The organism is Mesorhizobium sp. M0145 (assembly GCF_040322355.1).
Taxonomy (GTDB): Bacteria; Pseudomonadota; Alphaproteobacteria; order Rhizobiales; family Rhizobiaceae; genus Mesorhizobium.
Map to the genome: position 1 here is coordinate 119,866 of NZ_JAMYTK010000011.1, position 17,073 is coordinate 136,938.

Consider the following 17,073-nt stretch of genomic DNA (forward strand, 5'->3'; position numbering starts at 1 on the left):
GCCATGAGCGAAGCATGAACCTGAACCGGCTGGCCTATTTCGCGGCGGTGGTCGATGCCGGCTCGTTCACGCGGGCCGCCGAGCGGCTGGGCATCACCAAGGCGGTGGTCAGCCAGCAGGTGGCGCGGTTGGAGCGCGATGTCGGAACGACGCTGCTGATCCGCACGACGCGGCGCGTCCATCCGACCGAGGCCGGCCGAACGTTCCATGCCCGCTGCCTGCAGGTCCTGCAGCAGGCCGAGGATGCATTCGACGAGCTCGCGCAGGCCGCCGCCGAGCCGACCGGCACGCTGCGCATCGCTGCGTCCAACGACTACGGCACATCGGCGGTGGTGCCGGTGGTCGCCGCCTTCAGCGCGCGCTATCCCGCCTGCCGGGTGGAGCTGACGCTGGGCGACGAGACGATCAACCTGGTTTCCGGCCACATCGACGTGGCCATCCGCGTCGGCTGGCTGGCCGATTCCAGCCTGCAGGCCCGGCGCATCGGCACCTTCCAACAATTCATGGTATGCGGCGCCGGCTTTGCAGGCCGGTTCACCGCCGGCGAACCGCAAGACCTCGCCGGGCTGCCCTTCGTCGCCAACATGGCGCTGCGCGAACCGCTGCTATGGCAATTTTCGCGCGGCGATGACGAGCAGCAGACCGTGCGCATGCAGGCAACGATTTCGATCGACGCAACGCCGGCAGTGCTGGCAGCGGTCCGCGCCGGCGCCGGCCTGTCGGTGCTGCCGGACTTTTTGGTGCGGAACGAACTGGCCGCCGGGCGGCTGGTGCAGATCCTGCCCGAGTGGCGGCTGCCCTCCGGCGGCATCTACACAGTCTACCCCGCCGCCCGCTTCCGCCCGCCCAAGGTGACGAGGTTTGTCGAGATGCTGATCGCGGCCGAGCAGAAGCTGGAGGCAGGCGGGCGGGGGCGGGGACGATAGCTTGGGCGAGGCCGCTGTTGGTCGGACGCTTGCGAGCCTGACACGCCAAGGCCGAAGCTGCGATCTCCCCCCTTGAGGGGGAGATGGCCGGCAGGCCAGAGGGGGTCGGTTCGACCGGGCGCGGCCTCCCTCTTGCGTCGGTAGGGGTTGGCGCATTACGCGAGACGACCCCCTCTGCCCTGCCGGGCATCTCCCCCTCAAGGGGGGAGATTGGCTCATTACGACTTTCCCGCCGCATACTCCAGCGCCACCACGCCGTTGCCGAATTGCGTGGCCGAGATCAGCTCGAGCGGCAATTGTGCGCCGGGCGGGAACAGCAGCTTGCCCTGGCCGACGGCACCGGGATAGCTGAGTAGCCTGATGCGGTCGACCAGGCCGTGGCGCAGCAATTCCTGCGCGACGCTGAGGCTGCCATGCACATAGATGTTGCCGCCGCTGCCTTGCTTCAGCCCTCTGACCGCTTCCGGCAACGCGCCCTGCAGCAGCTCGGCCGGCTGCCAGTCGAGCGCCTGCAAGCTGGTCGAGGCGACATATTTCGGCAGCGCATTGAACCGGTCGGCGAAGTCTCCGGTCTCCTTGGGCCACGAGCCGGCAAAAATCTCATAGGTCGTGCGCCCCAACAGCATGGCGCCGCTGTCGGCAAGCTCGTCGTCCTTGAATTTCTGCATCTCATCGTTCCAGGCCACGCTCGGCAGCTTCTCGACCTCGGCAATGCCATCGACGCTGATGAATTCGGTGATGATGAGTTTTCTCATGGCGGGTTCCTTTCTGGCAGGGCCGAGTGGCGCGGGCCTTATGCGACATGCGCCGTCAACTAGCGCTGCGCTTTTTCAGGGGGAGGGTTTTCCCTGTTCGCTTCCAAAGACCGATACCGTGGGAAAAGCTTCTCCGACCTGCCCGTCGTTCGGTCATGCGACAAGGTCCGCATCGGGGGCCGGTCTTTTTTTCTGTCCCAGATTGGATCTGGTTCGTAGTTACGGGCTGGCTACAGGTTGGCAATACCGGCTTTCAGCAGTCCTTCGCGGACGTGCTGCACATCAGACTCCTGGGCAAAGTGCAGGGTGGCGATAAATGAATCGAGGTCGAATTGGGGATCGAGCGTTCTGATCTTGCCTAGATGCGCCGCGGCCGCGATTTCGTCGCCGAGCCAGCCGTAGCAGGCAGCGGCGAAAGCGTGCTGAGCCGAGTCCATGGTTGACAGATGCATGAAAGCTTCGATCGCCTCGCCATACTGGCGCGCGGCGAAATGCGCCTTTCCCAGATGGCTCCAGAACCTCTCCGGGTGGTGCGGGTTCAACTGCATTGCCTTGCGGATCCATTCAATTCCCTCTTCCGGCCTCCCCAGCCACGTCAATAACTCGCCTTGCTGCACCACCACGAGGTCGTAATTGGGATTGAGGGCCAGCGCCCGCTCTTGATGGTAGCGCGCAGTGGTCAGCTCATTGTTGTTCACGTTCACTGCCGCGAGGATGCGGTGGACATCGGCATCGTTGTTGTCCAGCGCCAGCGCCCTGTCCAGCGCCGCCATGATGTTGTTCCAGACGGCATCCCTGTCTTCGCACCAACTATGGACCCAGGCCTGGCCAAGAATGCAGGCCCGCCAGGCATGGGCATGGGCATAATCGGGGTCGAGCGCGACGGCCCTTTCAATCAAGGTTTGCGCGCGTTCATTATCCGCAATCGTGCTTCGGTGATGCAGCACCTTGGCAGCAAGCACACATTCATACGCGGCCATGTTTGCAGGTTTCGCTCGCGCGAGCTGGTCCCGCTGAGCCGCCTCGACACGACCGGGCAGCGTGGCTGCGATCGCCGCGGTCACCTCATCCTGAATCGCGAATATGTCGTCCAGCTTCCGGTCATATTTGTCTGCCCAAATATGAGCGTCATTCGCCGTGTCGATGAGCTGAACCGTCACGCGCACCCTGTCGCCGATCTTGCGGACGCTTCCCTCCACCAGGTATTGGACGGTGAGTTTCTCGGCCACCTCGCGCACATTCACGGCGCGGTTCTTGTAGACGAAGCTGGAATTGCGCGAGATGACGAACAGCTCATGGTGGCGGGACAGTTCGGTGATGATGTCCTCGGTCAGTCCGTCCGCGAAAAATTCCTGCTCGGGGTCGCCGCTCATGTTGGTGAACGGCAGCACCACTATCGAAGGTTTCGAGATGGATCGCTTTGCCTCGACTTCCGGCAGGACAGAACTGTCAAACCCAACGCGATAGAGGCGAACCGGGCGGCTGATGTTCTTTAACGTCTTCTCGCCCAGGTCCTCCATGGCAATTTCGAGACGGTCGGCAATTTGGGTCGCCACTGCTGCGGTCACGCAGATACCGCCGACGTCGGCGAGTTGCTCGATGCGCGAGGCAATATTGACGCCGTCGCCGAAAATGTCCTCATCGTCGAAAATGATGTCGCCGAGATTTATGCCGATCCTGAATTCGATACGCCGTTCTTGCGGCACATCCGAATTGCGCCGTTTCATGCGCTGTTGGATTTCCACGGCGCATTTCACGGCATCGGTCACGCTCTGGAACTCAACGAGCATGCCGTCTCCGGTGGTCTTGATGATCCGGCCCTTGTTCTTCGCGATGGCGGGATCGACCAGTTCTATGCGATGGGTCCGAAGGCGTGCGAGCGTGCCGGATTCGTCGGCCTCCATTAGCCGACTGTAGCCCGCCATATCGGCAGCCAGAATTGCGGCTAGTCTCTGTTCCATCGCTTGAACCAAAAACCAAGCCTATCCTTCCTGGGTTGCCAAATCCAGCAATTTGGGCTTGTGGCTGAATCAAGACGTCTTCTACCGCAGCAGCAAGAAAGGGCGGGTCAGAACCCTCCGCCTTCCGCCAGGTGGCTGCGAACTCGATCGCATCAATGGCGGGAGGGATCCGCGCGGCGTCAAGCTCGTCGAGGCGATATATTTCGGCAGCGCGTTGAAGCGGTCGGCAAAGTCTCCGGTCTACTTGGGTCACGAGCCGGCAAATATCTCATAGGTCGTACGCCCAAAAGCATGGCGCCGCTGTCGGCCAGCTGGTCGTCCTTGAACTCTTGCATCTCATCGCTCCAGGTCACGCCCGGCAGCTTCTCGACCTCGGCAATGCCATCGACGCTGATGAATTCGGTGACGATGAGGTTTGGCATGGCGGGTTCCTTTCTGGCGGAGGACGGGGCACGAGGCCGATGCGATACACTCCGTAAAAAGAGCGGCGCTTTGTTGTTTTTATTCGATCCCAGAGGAGCGGTGCTGTCGCGACCGCGCGCGGTCTTCTATCTCGACTGCCGGCTGAAATAAGCCGATGGTCGTTTGCAGCGACTCGGGAGGGGAAAACTTGATGAATCAACAGTCACTCACCGTCAATAGGTATCAGTTGCGTGCGATTCGCACAGATCGGACTAAGCAACTTGGCAATGGTTTCGACCTTCCTGTGCTGGGCCTTATCGGCGAGATCGGCAGCCTCCTCAGTGAGGTTAAGAAGAAACAGCGCGACTCACGGTCTTATCTTGGCTACGAGACCAGCGTAGTTGAAGAGATGGGAGACGCCCTCTGGTATCTTGCCGTGATCGCGGATCATGGTGAATTGCCGCTCGCCACCATTGCCGCCTCAGCTCAAGGCGACGGGCAAGAGCCGATGTTCGACGGTGAGGATATCGAGCTCCTTAGCCTCCAACCACAGCCGCCACTCCCTTTGCATGCCCCTACCGCAGCCTTTGAGCGTACCCTTCTGCAGCTTGCGGGAGCAGTGGGCCGTTTGGCGGAGATGAGCGCACAGGGCGGCTTGCCCGCCGATCGTGCTGGGCTCCTTGCCCATCTTGCATCGATCTTCCGATTTCTCCTCACGGCTGCCAACGAAGCGGGCATCACGCTGCATCAGGCGGCCACGCACAATCTGAAAAAGGCTGCGGACCGGTGGCCGGAGGACCGGAATTTCTCGACCGACTTCGACCAAGATTTCCCAATAGAGGAACAGCTTCCCAAGACTCTAAAAATAGAAATATTCGAGAGGACCGCCAAGAATGGAAAGACGTACGTCGTGCAGAAATGCAATGGGCTTTTCATAGGAGATAGGCTAACCGACAACATCATGAAACCGGACGATTATAGATTCCATGACGCTTTTCATTATGCATATGCAGCTATACTCGGATGGTCTCCTGTCACACGCGCGCTGTTTCGCCTAAAGCGAAAAAGCGAAACGCAAGTTGATGAAGGTCAGGACGGCGCCCGAGCCATCCTGATCGAAGAAGGCGTTGCAACATACGTCTTCGGCGAGGCCAAACAGTTGGACTTCCTCGAAGGACAGGGCGCTGGTGATTTGGGCTTCACATTCCTGAAATCCGTCCGGCAATTTGTACGCGGCTACGAGTCAGAGGACTGTCCGCTCTGGCTGTGGGAGGAAGCAATTCTCAAGGGCAACGAGGCTTTTCGATTCCTGAAGACGCACCGACGTGGCCGACTTATACTAGATCGCCCAAACCGTAGCCTCCTAGTTGAAAGCCTGCCATGATTGATACCTCGGCCTTCCTAGAAGCGTTGCAGGGTTTGCGGTTCAACAACGCATTCAATCCTTACGCAGAGATTTGCGAGGCGCATGACGTTGTAGAGGCGCCTGCCGTTCGTCGACACAATCTCAAATTGGTTCTCGATGCCGCGCTTAGCCGGGGAGTTGAATCGATATGGATCGCACGGGACCTCGGCTATCGCGGTGGCCGGCGCACGGGCCTCGCCCTGACGGATGAAGTCCACCTTGCTGCGCACTCGACGCTGCTCGGCACGCCGCCGCTGAAGCGTGCCACTCGCGGGCCTGCGGTGGCGGAACGAACGGCGACTGTCATCTGGGAAGTTCTGCACGAACTTAATAGGCCGGTATTCCTTTGGAACGTCTTTCCTCTCCACCCCTTCGAGGCAGAAACGCCACTTTCGAATCGGTGCCACACACGCGCCGAACGGCATGCCTGTCGCCATTTGTTGCAATGGCTGATCGGGAGTTTGAAACCGCGGTCAGTGGTTGCTATTGGTCGTGATGCGCAGATCGCATTGGCCGATCTTGACGTCCCGGCCGAACGGGTCCGCCATCCCAGCTACGGCGGCCATAAGGAGTTTAAGGAAGGTGTCTACGCACACTATGGCGTGTCGCCTCCCGCGGAATCGAGAACCCTAAGACTTCTTTGAGCATACGTTGCGCTGGCGCGCTCTAGCGTGGGTTCGGTGGATATACTATAAGAACATCACGTGAACGAATCTCTGGCTTGGGAGAGATCTGCCGTGAGTGACAAGGTCTGCAATGTCTTCATAAGCCATGTCCACGAGGATGACTCGCGGTTGCAGCCGTTGAAGGATCTTCTCGCCAAAAATGGCTGCGCTGCTCGTGACAGTTCCGTCAATAGCGACAAACCCAACAACGCGCAGAATCCCGACTATATCAAACGCGAGATCCTCGCTCCTCGTATCGAGTGGGCCGGCACAGTTGTCGTCCTCATTACGCCGGGCACGAAGCTTAGCGATTGGGTTAACTGGGAGATCGAGTACGCCCATAAGCTCGGGAAGCGTATCGTCGGGGTCTGGGACTATGGCGAGCACGGATGCGAGCCTCCAGAGGCACTCGATGAATATGGGAACGCAGTGGTTCCCTGGCGCGCCGAACAGATTATCGACGCCATCTTCGGCAGGATCGAGGAATGGCGCGATCCGAAGGGCCAGCCTCGACCGGAGCGACCAATCGCTCGGTATCGCTGCGCGAGCTAGAGGTGCGCCTGCATTCCTATGTCCTGGATCACGACTACGGGTTCGCTCCAAACCCCTTTCACCGGGTATGCACCCTCGCGACCTGCAAGCCGAACATTCGCGAGCACGCGGCCATCGGTGACTATGTGGTCGGAACCGGGTGCGCCAAACGGCGGCGCCGAGGCTTTCTAGTTTACTTCATGGTCGTCGACGAAATCACGACCTACGATGCCTATTGGGAGGACCCTCGCTTTCACGCGAAGCGCCCGTTTCTTCACGGCAGCAAGATGCAAGCGTTTGGAGACAATATCTATCACCGCGATGCTGAAAGCGGAGAATGGCAGCAGGCGAGTTCACTCCACAGCGAGCGCAATGGCACGCCGAATCCGATCAACGTCGGACACGACACCAAGTCGGAGAAGGTCCTCATCGGACATGACTATGCATATTGGGGCGGAGCGGGGCCGGAAATCCCGGCGCTGTTCCGCGACTTCAACGGCGCGGATGTATGTGCCGGACGCGGTCATCGGAACCATTTCGCGGAGGAGCACCGAGACCAATTCATCGACTGGCTTCGGTCCCTCGACGCGCACGGCTACGTCGCTCGACCGCTCGACTGGATTCGGACCGCGTGAAGGAGAATTCTTGCCCGCGTGAGGCGTAGTCTTCGAACAGCATCCTTTATTCGCCGCCCAGCTCTCCACTGGCAATCTTCTCTCGGCGGAGAAGGCCGCGCAGCACAAGCGCGACCGCCTGATCGATGTGTGCCGTCGCAGCAAGCACCTTGTTCTCGTCCGCCGTCAGCCCGTTCTGAAGGTTCTCGACTGAAAACGCAGCAAAGCGATCCCGTCCAGGCCACGTACGAAATGGGGCGCCGGTGTCGACCGCGAGGCCCAACTCGACGGCGATATCCCGGGCGCAGCCGCCAAAGCCACCGAGAAGAAAAAGGGGCTGTCCGCCCTCAAGCGCGAGAAGCGCTTCTTCGGCTAGCCCCGGCATCTTTCCCTTGAAGCCCTCCACGATTCCGCCCAGCACAATGCGGGCGTCGCTTGCAGTACGCATCGCGACGCGCATCGCCGTCAGCCCATCAGCCCATTCCGTGCGCGTTGCGGGCGTGGCCGTTATCGCCACGCGCGCCTCCGTGGAGAGGACAGTTCCATCTGGTCCCAGGCAAAAGACTTCGGCGCTTCCCTTGAGCGCCTCAGACAACTCGACCAATCTGGCCGCAGGAAGATGGGCATGAACTGGCCAAGCCAAATAGTTGCTCACACCCACGCGCTCATCGCCCAGATCCGCATCGCGGCGATGCCGTGCGACCAGCTCGAACAGCAAACGTGAAAAGCCCTGCTCCCGAAGATCGCCTCCATAAAGGAGACGTGCGCCCATCGCGAGCAAATGCCTCGCGACTTCTGTCATTGCATCATCGAGATGTTCTAGCCCGAGCCCCAACACAGCCATGTCAGGACTTGCGGAGATCGAGATTGCGACGGCACGCTGACTCAACGGTTCTCTATAATTCATACGTCTCTCCCTGCCAGCCACTCCGTCATGCTGCGTAATTGCACTTTCGGCGCAATAACCTCAAAGAGGCGCTGCTCCTCTGCGCCGATTGGTGGCTCAGGATAGACCAACGTCACATCTGCCTGCGCTTTGCCTTCCAGACTAGCCAATGTGATGAGTTCAGGGGGGCGGGGAACAAAGACAACGCCGTCGTGGCCTGGGCCTGTTGATTGGACCCAGCATCGCCAAAGAAAGTCCTTAAGCACCTCGTCAAGCAGTTTGCTGACGATCACGTCGATGCGATCCGAATCGACAGGATCCATTCGCACAACTGGTACGTTTCCGAGATATGGAAATCCTCGTTCATCGAAGTCTCTGATGCAATTGGCGATCACAAGCGGGACATTCCAACGCTTTGCTTCGATGATCTCGCGACGGCACCACTCTCGCGACGAATAGCTGTCGGTATGAATAGCCACGACAGCGCTAACCTTCACTTTTTGAAGTATAACTCTGTTGAATTGTAGCCCGATCGGGATATCATGCACGTCAAAGAAGCTCGCTAAGCCATCGCTCTCATAAAGGTGTTTGCGAATGAGCTTGGCGATCCGTTCACCATCTCTATCGTGTTTCGAGTGACTGAGGAATATCTCGACCTTCTTCAGATATTGAACCAGGGCGTCCTGAGCCTCTGCAGGACGCTTCAAATGTTCCAAATAGGCCCTCAGCATGCGACAAAGCTGGTAAGTCAAATCGACGATGAGGCGTCGCTGACGCGCCTCGAGCGAAAGATCCTTCCATTTGTCCCACCTTGCAGCCTGCTCGACGAGCCCGATCTGCGTCGCAACACTATCAATGGCAACTGGGAAGACGCGGGCGGCCAATCCCACAGCCTCAACTTGCTCGGCCAGTTTTTTGCCCCAAGCCGTCCAACTCGGGTCCTGCACCCAATTCTTGTCGATCAACAGGATGATCGCTGATGTCTCCGCGTCGATCAAATCGACATCGATCGGCGTCGCGACGTCCGGAGCCGGGACGGACCGATAGACCACAGGCAGCCCGGCTCCGCCGGCCACATTCTCATAAAGTTTGCGGCGGTAGTGATCGTACAACACACGGGCAAGCCGTTCGCCATCCGCGAAGTTGGGATGCCACGCGACGTAGATGACCAAGAATGGTCGTGTGGAATCGTGCATATCTCGACTGCCGTTGCGTTATCTGGAACATCGCTTTTACATTACGGCGTTATAAGCGCGATGGCGACAGGGGCGGTTGCAATCATCATGCGCGGGCCAAGGGCGACCCCTGGGAGCGGATACCCCCTCGGTTATAAGGCGTACGGCGACCGCAAAACATGCATGAAGGACAGGGGAGGTATGGTTGGCCGCCACCCATCATACCTGCTTGCGTATCCCGCATCTTCGTCCTAATCTCCCTTTTGAGAAAACCTTTTTCCAGCCCCGCACCGTTCGCCGACCACCTTTTCGACACGCCACAGGCCCACAAGAGAAAAGCTTTTCCCAAATTGAAGGATCTGCATCCGAAAGATGGCTTCTGACGCACAGCCAACGCCCGCCAAGCAGCCCGTCACTCTCCGTGAGGTGGCAGCCCTTGCCGGCGTCAGCGTCGCCACGGCCTCGAAAGCCCTCAACGGGCAGGGGCGGATGACTGCCGAGACGCGGACCCGTATTCGCGAGACGGCGCAGCGGCTTGGCTTTCGCCCGAACAGCCTGGCGCAGAGCCTGTTGCGGCGGCGCTCCTTTACCGTCGGGCTTTTGACCAACGACACCTATGGCCGCTTTTCGCTCCCGCTGATGGCCGGCGTTTCCGATGCGCTGGTCGATGCCGGCGTCTCGGTGTTCCTGTGCAATGTCGAGGACGACCCGCGCCTTGCCCAGCTGCATGTCGATGCCATGCTCGACAAGCGCGTCGACGGCATCATCGCCACCGGCAAGCGCATCGACCGCCATCTGCCGGTCGACCTTGCCAATCTCGGCATTCCGGCGATCTACGCCTTCACCGAGCCCGATCCCGGCGCCATCGCGTTCGTCTCCGACGATGCCGGCGGGGCGCGGCTGGCGGTCGAGCATTTTTGCCGGCTCGGGCGACGGCGCATCGCCCATGTCACCGGGCCGGCGAGCTTTGCCGTGGTGCATGCCCGCGCCGAAGCCTATCGCGCGGTGCTGGCCGAGAACGGCTTGCCGGTCATGGAGCCGCTGCTTGGCCCGTGGTCGGAGGCCTGGGGGCATGAGGCGGTCAAGAAGTTGTTCGACGGCGAGGGGTTCGACGGTACGCGCGAAAAGCCCGATGCGGTGTTTTGCGGCAACGACCAGATCGCGCGCGGCGTCATCGACGCTTTGCGCGAGCGCGGTATCGGCGTGCCGGACGAGGTCGGCGTCATCGGTTTCGACAATTGGCAGATCGTCGCCGAGGCGACGCGCCCGCCGCTGACCTCCGTCGACATGAACCTTTCAGCACTTGGCCGCGAGGCCGGCCTTGCCTTGCTTTCGCTCGTCGGCGGCGAACCCGCTTTGCCGGGCATCAGAAAACTGCCGTGCCGGCTGGTGGTGCGTCAGTCATGCGGCCGTCCGCCGGACGGCTGAACGAAACGGGCCGTGTCGATAGTCACCCCTTGGGGGCGCGGCTAAATTAGAACCATGTGGAGGAGAAGCATGAGAACCACCATTACTGGGCTCGCCATCGCCGCGAGCATTTTCGGCACGCTGGCGACAGTCGGCTCGGCCGCCGCCGACACCGCCAATATCTGGGTGCGCGCCGACGGCTCGAACTTCATGCCGCGCGTCGTCGATGCCTTCAACAAGGGGCATCAGAACCAGATCAAGCTGGATATCATCCCCAACGCCGAAATCATCCCGAAATACGGCGCGGCCGCTGCCGGCGGCACGGCACCCGACGCGCTGTCGCTCGACCTGATCTACACGCCCTCCTTCGCCGCCGCCGGCCAGCTGGAAGACATTACCGACTGGGCGAAATCGCTGCCTTATTTCGCCAGCCTGTCGCCGGCGCATGTCAAGACCGGCACCTATAAGGGCCGCATCTACGGGCTGCCGTTCTCGGCAGACTCTTCAGTGCTGATCTGGAACAAGAAGCTGTTCAAGCAGGCTGGCCTCGACCCGGAAAAGGGCCCGACCAACTGGGCCGAGATCGAAGCCGATGCCGAAAAGGTCAACGCGCTCGGCGGCGATATCAAGGGCTTCTACTTCTCCGGCAATTGCGGTGGCTGCAACATCTTCACCTTCACGCCGCTGATCTGGGCCTCGGGCGGCGATATCCTCACCGAGGACGGCTCCAAGGCGACGCTGGACACGCCGCAGATACGCGGCGCCATCGACCTCTACCGTTCGATGGTCAAGAAGGATCTGGTGCCTTCAGGCGCGCAGACCGACACCGGCTCCAACTTCTTTGCCGCCTTCGCCACCGGCAATATCGGCATCTCGCCGTCCGGCGCCTTCGCCATCGGCGCGCTCAACACGCAATATCCCGACATCGACTACGGCATCACCTTCCTGCCCGGCAAGGATGGCGGCTGGTCGTCGTTTGCCGGCGGCGACAATTTCGTCGTCACCAAGGGCACCACCAAGGTCGCGGTGGTGAAGGAGTTCCTCGACTTCGCCTATTCGCTCGAGGGCCAGACCATTTTGGCGAAATACGGCAGCCTGCCGGTGCGCGGCGACATCGCCAATGAGGCGCTGAAAGACCTCGATCCGCGCTACAAGGTCGCCGCCGAAGCCATGGCCAAGGGCCGCACGCCCTATTCGGTGGTGTTCAACGACCTGATCAACTCGGCCAACGGTCCGTGGAACCAGATGATGAACGAGGTCTTCTTCGGCGAGGACGTCGACGGCGCCATCGCCAATGCGCAGGAAACCATGCAGTCGATCATCGATTCGGCGCCGCAGAAGTAAAGCGCCGGCTCCACCTCCCCCTCGAGGGGAGGTCGGACCGAAGGTCCGGGTGGGGTCGTTGCGGCAGTGCTCGACGTTTCTGTCGGCGCACTTCGCACAAGACCCCACCCCCGCAGCCCCTTAACCTCCCCCTTGAGGGGAGGTCGGACCGCAGGTCCGGGTGGGGTCATCGCGGCAGTGCTCGACGCTCTTTTGATGTCGGCGCGCTTCGCGGAGGACCCCACCCCCGGCCTTCGGCCGGACCCTCCCCTCAAGGGGGAGGGGGACGTAGCGCTAACGGAAGACCACGGCATGACCACCATCACAGCAATCTCCGCGCCAGCGCGCGCATACAAACTGGTCGGCGCCGGCCGCCGGCAGTGGATCGGCTTGCTCTATGTCGCGCCGGCCGTCGCCCTTGTCGTGGTCTTCTTCATCGTGCCGCTTTGCATGACCGCCTGGATGTCGCTGCACAACTGGCCGCTGATGGGCGCGCACAGCTTCATCGGGCTCGACAATTACTGGGCGATCCTGCGCGATACCCGTTTCTGGAACGCGCTGAAGTTCACCGGCTATTACACGGTGGTGGTGACGATCGCGATCTTCGCCGTCGCCTTTCCGCTGGCGCTGTTCATCGAAAGGCCGCGGCAGCTGACCGGCTTCTACCGCACGTCCTTCTTCATGCCGGCGGTTATCGGCTTCGCCTCGGCGAGCCTTTTGTGGTCGTGGCTGCTCAATGTCGATTCCGGCCTGTTCAGCCCGGCCGCTTTCGAGCTCGGCCTGACCGAGAAGAAATTCAACCTGCTGGCGACCTTCCAGCCGGCCTTCTGGTCGATCATCGCCATGGTGGTGTGGAAGGTGGCGGGCTTCACCATGATCATCCTGATGACCGGCCTGCAGTCGATCCCGCCGGACCTGCAGGAGGCGGCGATGATCGACGGGGCAGGGCCATTCGCGCGGTTCCGGGCGATTACCTTGCCCTTGATGCGCCGCACGCTGGCGCTGGCGCTGATCCTGTCGGTTGCCGGCTCGATCCTGGCCTTCGACCAGTTCTACATCATTCTGCGCGGCGGGCCGCAACCAGACGCTGACCGCCGTCTACTGGATCTTCAACCAGTCCTTCGTGTCGTTCAAGCTCGGCTATGGCGCAGCACTTTCGATGGTCCTGCTGGTCATCCTGGTGGCGCTCAGCCTTATCCAGCTGCGGCTGCTGCGCAATCCGGAAGGGGTCGACTGATGGCACAGGCCCGCAGCCGCAAACGCCGCATCGGCATGCAGATTGCCGAGCACTCGACCGGCATCATCGCATCCATACTGTTCCTGGCGCCGATCGCCTGGACGGTGCTTTCGGCCTTCAAGCCGGCGCAGGAGGCGCGCCAGCCGCCGCTGCCGCCCTGGCCGACCAGCGGCATCTCGCTCGAGAACTACGCCACGCTCAACACCTTCGGCGACGGCCTGTGGCTGCCGGCGCAAAACAGCATCTACGTCTCGGTCATGACCGTGGTGCTGTCGGTGATCGTCAGCGTGCTCGCCGGCTACGGTTTCTCGCGCTTCCGCTTTCCGCTGAAGAACCTGCTGTTCGTCGTCATCCTGTCGACAATCATGATCCCGTTCCAGTCGATCCTGACGCCGATCTTCCTGGTGCTGACAAAAATCGGCCTGCACAACACGCTGACCGGGCTGGTCTGCGTCTACGTCACGCTGCAGCTGCCGTTCTCGATCTTCATGATGCGCAACGCCTTCGACGCGGTGCCGCGCGAGATCGAGGAGGCCGCGCGCATGGACGGCGCCAACAACGTCACAATGCTGCTCAGGGTCATGCTGCCGCTGGTCTGGCCGGGCATCGTCACCATCGCGCTGTTCGCCTTCCTCGGCGCCTGGAACGAGTTTCTGGCGGCGCTGGTGCTGATGACAGACCAGTCGAAATTCACGCTGCCGATCATGATGACCGCGCTGCAGTCCGGCCGCTTCGGCGCGATCGACTGGGGCGCCGTGCAGGCCGGCGTCACCGTGATGATGGTGCCGTGCCTGGTGCTCTTCCTTTTGCTGCAGCGCTTCTACATCCGCGGCCTGATGGCAGGGGCCGTGAAGTGACCAATCGAACCGAACCGGAGTAAATTGATGACCGCATCGCAATCCGCCAGTCAGGGCGCCAAGCCGAAACTCGCCTTCCGCCCGCTGCCCGTGCCGCAGGTCGATGTGCGCGGCTTCTGGGGCGACCGCGTCGATGCCGTCGCCGCAAAGACCGCCGGCATCCTCTATGACCGCTGCGTCGAGGCGCGCATGCTGGAGCAGATCGACCCCGACCGGCCGTCGCCCGGCGTCGTCATTCCGTTCCACTCACCCTCGCCGGACGAGGCGGCCACCGCCGGCAACGAGTTCACCGGATCGACGGTGACGACGCAGATGTTCTGGGACTCGGATTGGGGCAAGACCATCGAGACCGCCGCCTATTCGCTCTACCGCCGCCGCAACGACGAGCTGGAGAAGAAGATCGACGCCGTCATCGACATGTACGGCAAGCTGCAGCAGCCCGACGGCTATCTGTCGAGCTGGTACCAGCGCATCCAGCCCGGCCTGCGCTGGACCAATCTGCGCGATTGCCACGAGCTCTATTGCGCCGGACACCTGATCGAAGGCGCGGTCGCCTATTACCAGGCCACGGGAAAACGCAAGCTGCTCGACATCATGTGCCGCTATGTCGATCACATCGCCGAGACGTTCGGTCCCGAGCCCGGCAAGAAGAAGGGCTATTGCGGCCATGAGGAGATCGAGCTGGCGCTGGTCAAGCTGGCACGGGTGACGGGCGAGCGCAAATACATGGAGCTTGCCAAATATTTCATCGATCAGCGGGGACAGCAGCCGCATTATTTCGACGAGGAGGCGCGCGCCCGCGGCGCCGACCCCAAGGCGTATCATTTCAAGACCTACGAATACAACCAGTCGCACAGACCGGTACGCGAACAGGACAAGGTCGTCGGCCACGCTGTGAGGGCGATGTATCTCTATTCGGGCACGGCCGACATCGCCACCGAATATGGCGACGACACGCTGCGGGTGGCGCTCGACCGGCTGTGGGACGACCTCATGACCAAGAACCTCTACGTCACCGGCGGCCTCGGGCCGTCCTCGCACAATGAGGGTTTCACCGCCGATTACGACCTGCCCAACGACACCGCCTATGCCGAAACCTGTGCTTCGGTCGGCCTCGTGTTCTGGGCTAGCCGCATGCTCGGCATGGGCCCCAATGCGCGCTACGCCGACATCATGGAGCGGGCGCTCTACAACGGCTCGATCTCCGGCCTGTCGCTCGACGGCTCGCTGTTCTTCTACGAAAATCCGCTCGAAAGCCGCGGCGCCCACCACCGCTGGAAATGGCACCGCTGCCCGTGCTGCCCGCCCAATGTCGGGCGCATGGTCGCCTCGATCGGCAGCTATTTCTACGGCCTGTCGGACGACGCACTCGCCGTCCATCTCTATGGAAACGGCACGGCTCGTTTCGATATCGCGGACCGGCAAATAGAGCTCACCCAGACCAGTAACTATCCATGGGACGGCGCGGTCTCGATCTCTGTCGAACCGGAAGCTCCGACCGAGTTCACTTTGCACCTGCGCTTGCCGGCCTGGTGCCGCAAGGCAGCGCTCAAGGTCAACGGCGCCGATGTCGATCTGGCTGCCATCAGCAGCGACGGCTATGCCGCGATCCGCCGCGAATGGCGCAAGGGCGACCGGGTCGAGCTCGACCTCGAAATGGCCGTCGACCGCCTCTACGCCAATCCGCAGGTGCGGCAGGATATCGGCCGTGTCGCACTGGCGCGCGGCCCGCTGATCTATTGCGTCGAGGAGACCGACAATTCCAGCCAGCTGCACCGCATCGCTCTGCCGCGCACGGCCGACATCGAGGCGCATCAGCAGCCGAACCTTCTGGGCGGCGTCGTGACACTTTCGGCGATTGCCAAAAAGGAGGCTTTCGAAAACTGGGAAGAGGGGCTCTACCGCACCGAACCGCCGGCGGTCGAGGACGCGAAAATCACCGCCGTGCCGTATTTCGCCTGGGACAACCGCGACCCCGGCGAGATGCTGGTCTGGCTCAGGGACGAATGAAGCCCGATCGCAGCGCCCGACCGATCTCCTCGGCCACAAGTTCCTGCAACTGCCAGAGATTGCGGTCGCGGATGCCGCAGGCGTCGAGATGGCGAATGGTCTCGAACAGATATTCGGCGCCCGAACCCCAATGGCCGACGGCCGTGGCCAGGGTCGCCGCTATCGCTCGCTTTTCGAGCTTGCCGGCATAGCGCGGATTGGCGGGATCGACAACGAAACCAAGCGCTTGGCCCGTGCCGTCGCCCGTCCTGACCTGCAGCCAGCGCGGCACGTTGACGGCCGGCAGGATGGTCATCTCACGTCGCAGCAACGTTTCGAGATTGGCCCCCACTGGCTCGGCGATCTCGAATACCATGCCCTGACACTGGCCGCCGCGGTCGAGGGCCATCATCAGGCCGGGCTGCTCGATGGTGCCCCTGAAGCGCTGCACCGTAAAACAGAACGAACGATGCCAGCCCGTCGCCACGGCCCGTTCGCCACCCCTGACCTCGCCGGCCGGCTTCCACAGCAGCGAGCCATAGGCGAACAGCTTCACCGGCCCGCCCGGCGCGCCGGCCAGCACCTCGTCGCGAATGCGCGCGTAATCGGCATCGGTCATGTAGACCATGCCCGGCGTCGGCCCGGCATCCTCGACCGCACGCAAGGTGCGGGCGACCAGCGCCTCGGTCAGCGCCATCGGTGTCTTGCGCGGCGAACGCCGTGATGCGGCGGAAATGACCTTGCTCATCCTCATGCTCTCAGCCTTGCCGCCATGTTGCCGAAGGCTGGAGGATTCTCAAGGGCCGAGTACACCGGCGCGGATCAGCATCCGAACTGTCATGTACAACAGCTTGACTGGATTCGACGAAATACCCAGCGGGCTTAAGCGCGTCGACTGAACCCATTTCAGCGCGACGCGCTTCAGTGCGGAGGCTGATCT

Annotated in this window: 15 protein-coding genes and 1 pseudogene; 10 read left to right on the forward strand and 6 right to left on the reverse strand. The window is 61.7% G+C overall.

Annotation, left to right across the window (positions count from 1 at the left end; translation table 11 throughout):
• The first annotated feature begins 14 nt into the window (after positions 1-14).
• Positions 15-926, forward strand: a complete 912-nt coding sequence (locus NKJ28_RS17715; protein WP_352636568.1) for a LysR family transcriptional regulator — start codon at positions 15-17, stop codon at positions 924-926.
• Positions 927-1,144: 218 nt separating this feature from the next.
• On the opposite strand, the gene NKJ28_RS17720 is transcribed toward NKJ28_RS17715, so the two are convergent.
• The 3 genes from NKJ28_RS17720 to NKJ28_RS17730 form a co-directional block, all read right to left on the reverse strand.
• Positions 1,145-1,681, reverse strand: a complete 537-nt coding sequence (locus NKJ28_RS17720; RefSeq protein WP_352636569.1) for a dihydrofolate reductase family protein — start codon at positions 1,679-1,681, stop codon at positions 1,145-1,147.
• 230 nt (positions 1,682-1,911) lie between these two features.
• A complete protein-coding gene (locus NKJ28_RS17725) occupies positions 1,912-3,642 on the reverse strand; it encodes an adenylate/guanylate cyclase domain-containing protein (RefSeq protein ID WP_352636570.1) in 1,731 nt (576 codons plus the stop codon).
• A 179-nt stretch (positions 3,643-3,821) separates the two neighbouring features.
• Positions 3,822-4,064: a dihydrofolate reductase family protein gene (locus NKJ28_RS17730; protein ID WP_352636571.1), complete on the reverse strand. Its 243-nt coding sequence runs from the start codon at positions 4,062-4,064 to the stop codon at positions 3,822-3,824.
• Positions 4,065-4,255: 191 nt separating this feature from the next.
• Here NKJ28_RS17730 and NKJ28_RS17735 point away from each other — a divergent pair, with 191 nt between their 5' ends.
• The 4 genes from NKJ28_RS17735 to NKJ28_RS17750 all read left to right on the forward strand — a co-directional run bounded on the left by NKJ28_RS17735 (position 4,256) and on the right by NKJ28_RS17750 (position 7,280).
• Positions 4,256-5,428, forward strand: coding sequence for a nucleoside triphosphate pyrophosphohydrolase family protein (locus NKJ28_RS17735; protein WP_352636572.1), 1,173 nt, complete (start codon positions 4,256-4,258; stop codon positions 5,426-5,428).
• Positions 5,425-6,093 (forward strand): uracil-DNA glycosylase, encoded by a 669-nt coding sequence (locus tag NKJ28_RS17740; protein WP_352636573.1) that lies wholly within the window; start codon positions 5,425-5,427, stop codon positions 6,091-6,093. Before NKJ28_RS17735 ends, NKJ28_RS17740 begins: the two co-directional genes overlap by 4 nt.
• Positions 6,094-6,186: 93 nt before the next feature.
• Positions 6,187-6,666 (forward strand): TIR domain-containing protein, encoded by a 480-nt coding sequence (locus NKJ28_RS17745; RefSeq protein WP_352636574.1) that lies wholly within the window; start codon positions 6,187-6,189, stop codon positions 6,664-6,666.
• Entirely contained in the window at positions 6,600-7,280 is a 681-nt protein-coding gene (locus NKJ28_RS17750) for an Nmad2 family putative nucleotide modification protein (RefSeq protein WP_352636575.1), read from the forward strand. The genes NKJ28_RS17745 and NKJ28_RS17750 overlap by 67 nt, the downstream gene beginning before the upstream one ends.
• 46 nt (positions 7,281-7,326) lie before the next feature.
• Here NKJ28_RS17750 and NKJ28_RS17755 read toward each other — a convergent pair whose 3' ends face one another.
• Both NKJ28_RS17755 and NKJ28_RS17760 read right to left on the reverse strand, forming a co-directional pair.
• A complete protein-coding gene (locus NKJ28_RS17755) occupies positions 7,327-8,166 on the reverse strand; it encodes a hypothetical protein (RefSeq protein ID WP_352636576.1) in 840 nt (279 codons plus the stop codon).
• Positions 8,163-9,317 (reverse strand): toll/interleukin-1 receptor domain-containing protein, encoded by a 1,155-nt coding sequence (locus NKJ28_RS17760; RefSeq protein ID WP_352636577.1) that lies wholly within the window; start codon positions 9,315-9,317, stop codon positions 8,163-8,165. Before NKJ28_RS17760 ends, NKJ28_RS17755 begins: the two co-directional genes overlap by 4 nt.
• A gap of 375 nt (positions 9,318-9,692) precedes the next feature.
• Between NKJ28_RS17760 and NKJ28_RS17765 the strand changes: the two genes are divergently transcribed.
• From NKJ28_RS17765 to NKJ28_RS17785, 5 genes and pseudogenes are all read left to right on the forward strand, one after another.
• On the forward strand, positions 9,693-10,748 hold the full coding sequence (locus NKJ28_RS17765) for a LacI family DNA-binding transcriptional regulator (RefSeq protein WP_352636578.1): 1,056 nt from the start codon (positions 9,693-9,695) through the stop codon (positions 10,746-10,748).
• A 69-nt stretch (positions 10,749-10,817) separates the two neighbouring features.
• Positions 10,818-12,071: an ABC transporter substrate-binding protein gene (locus NKJ28_RS17770; protein ID WP_352636579.1), complete on the forward strand. Its 1,254-nt coding sequence runs from the start codon at positions 10,818-10,820 to the stop codon at positions 12,069-12,071.
• A gap of 291 nt (positions 12,072-12,362) precedes the next feature.
• Positions 12,363-13,287 (forward strand): annotated as a pseudogene (locus NKJ28_RS17775) (carbohydrate ABC transporter permease).
• A complete protein-coding gene (locus NKJ28_RS17780) occupies positions 13,287-14,144 on the forward strand; it encodes a carbohydrate ABC transporter permease (protein WP_254817449.1) in 858 nt (285 codons plus the stop codon). Before NKJ28_RS17775 ends, NKJ28_RS17780 begins: the two are co-directional and overlap by 1 nt.
• A 27-nt stretch (positions 14,145-14,171) precedes the next feature.
• A complete protein-coding gene (locus NKJ28_RS17785; RefSeq protein ID WP_352636580.1) occupies positions 14,172-16,154 on the forward strand; it encodes a glycoside hydrolase family 127 protein in 1,983 nt (660 codons plus the stop codon).
• On the opposite strand, the gene NKJ28_RS17790 is transcribed toward NKJ28_RS17785, so the two are convergent.
• Entirely contained in the window at positions 16,141-16,881 is a 741-nt protein-coding gene (locus NKJ28_RS17790; protein ID WP_023674368.1) for a gamma-glutamylcyclotransferase, read from the reverse strand. The genes NKJ28_RS17785 and NKJ28_RS17790 overlap by 14 nt on opposite strands.
• Between the last annotated feature and the right edge of the window lie 192 nt (positions 16,882-17,073).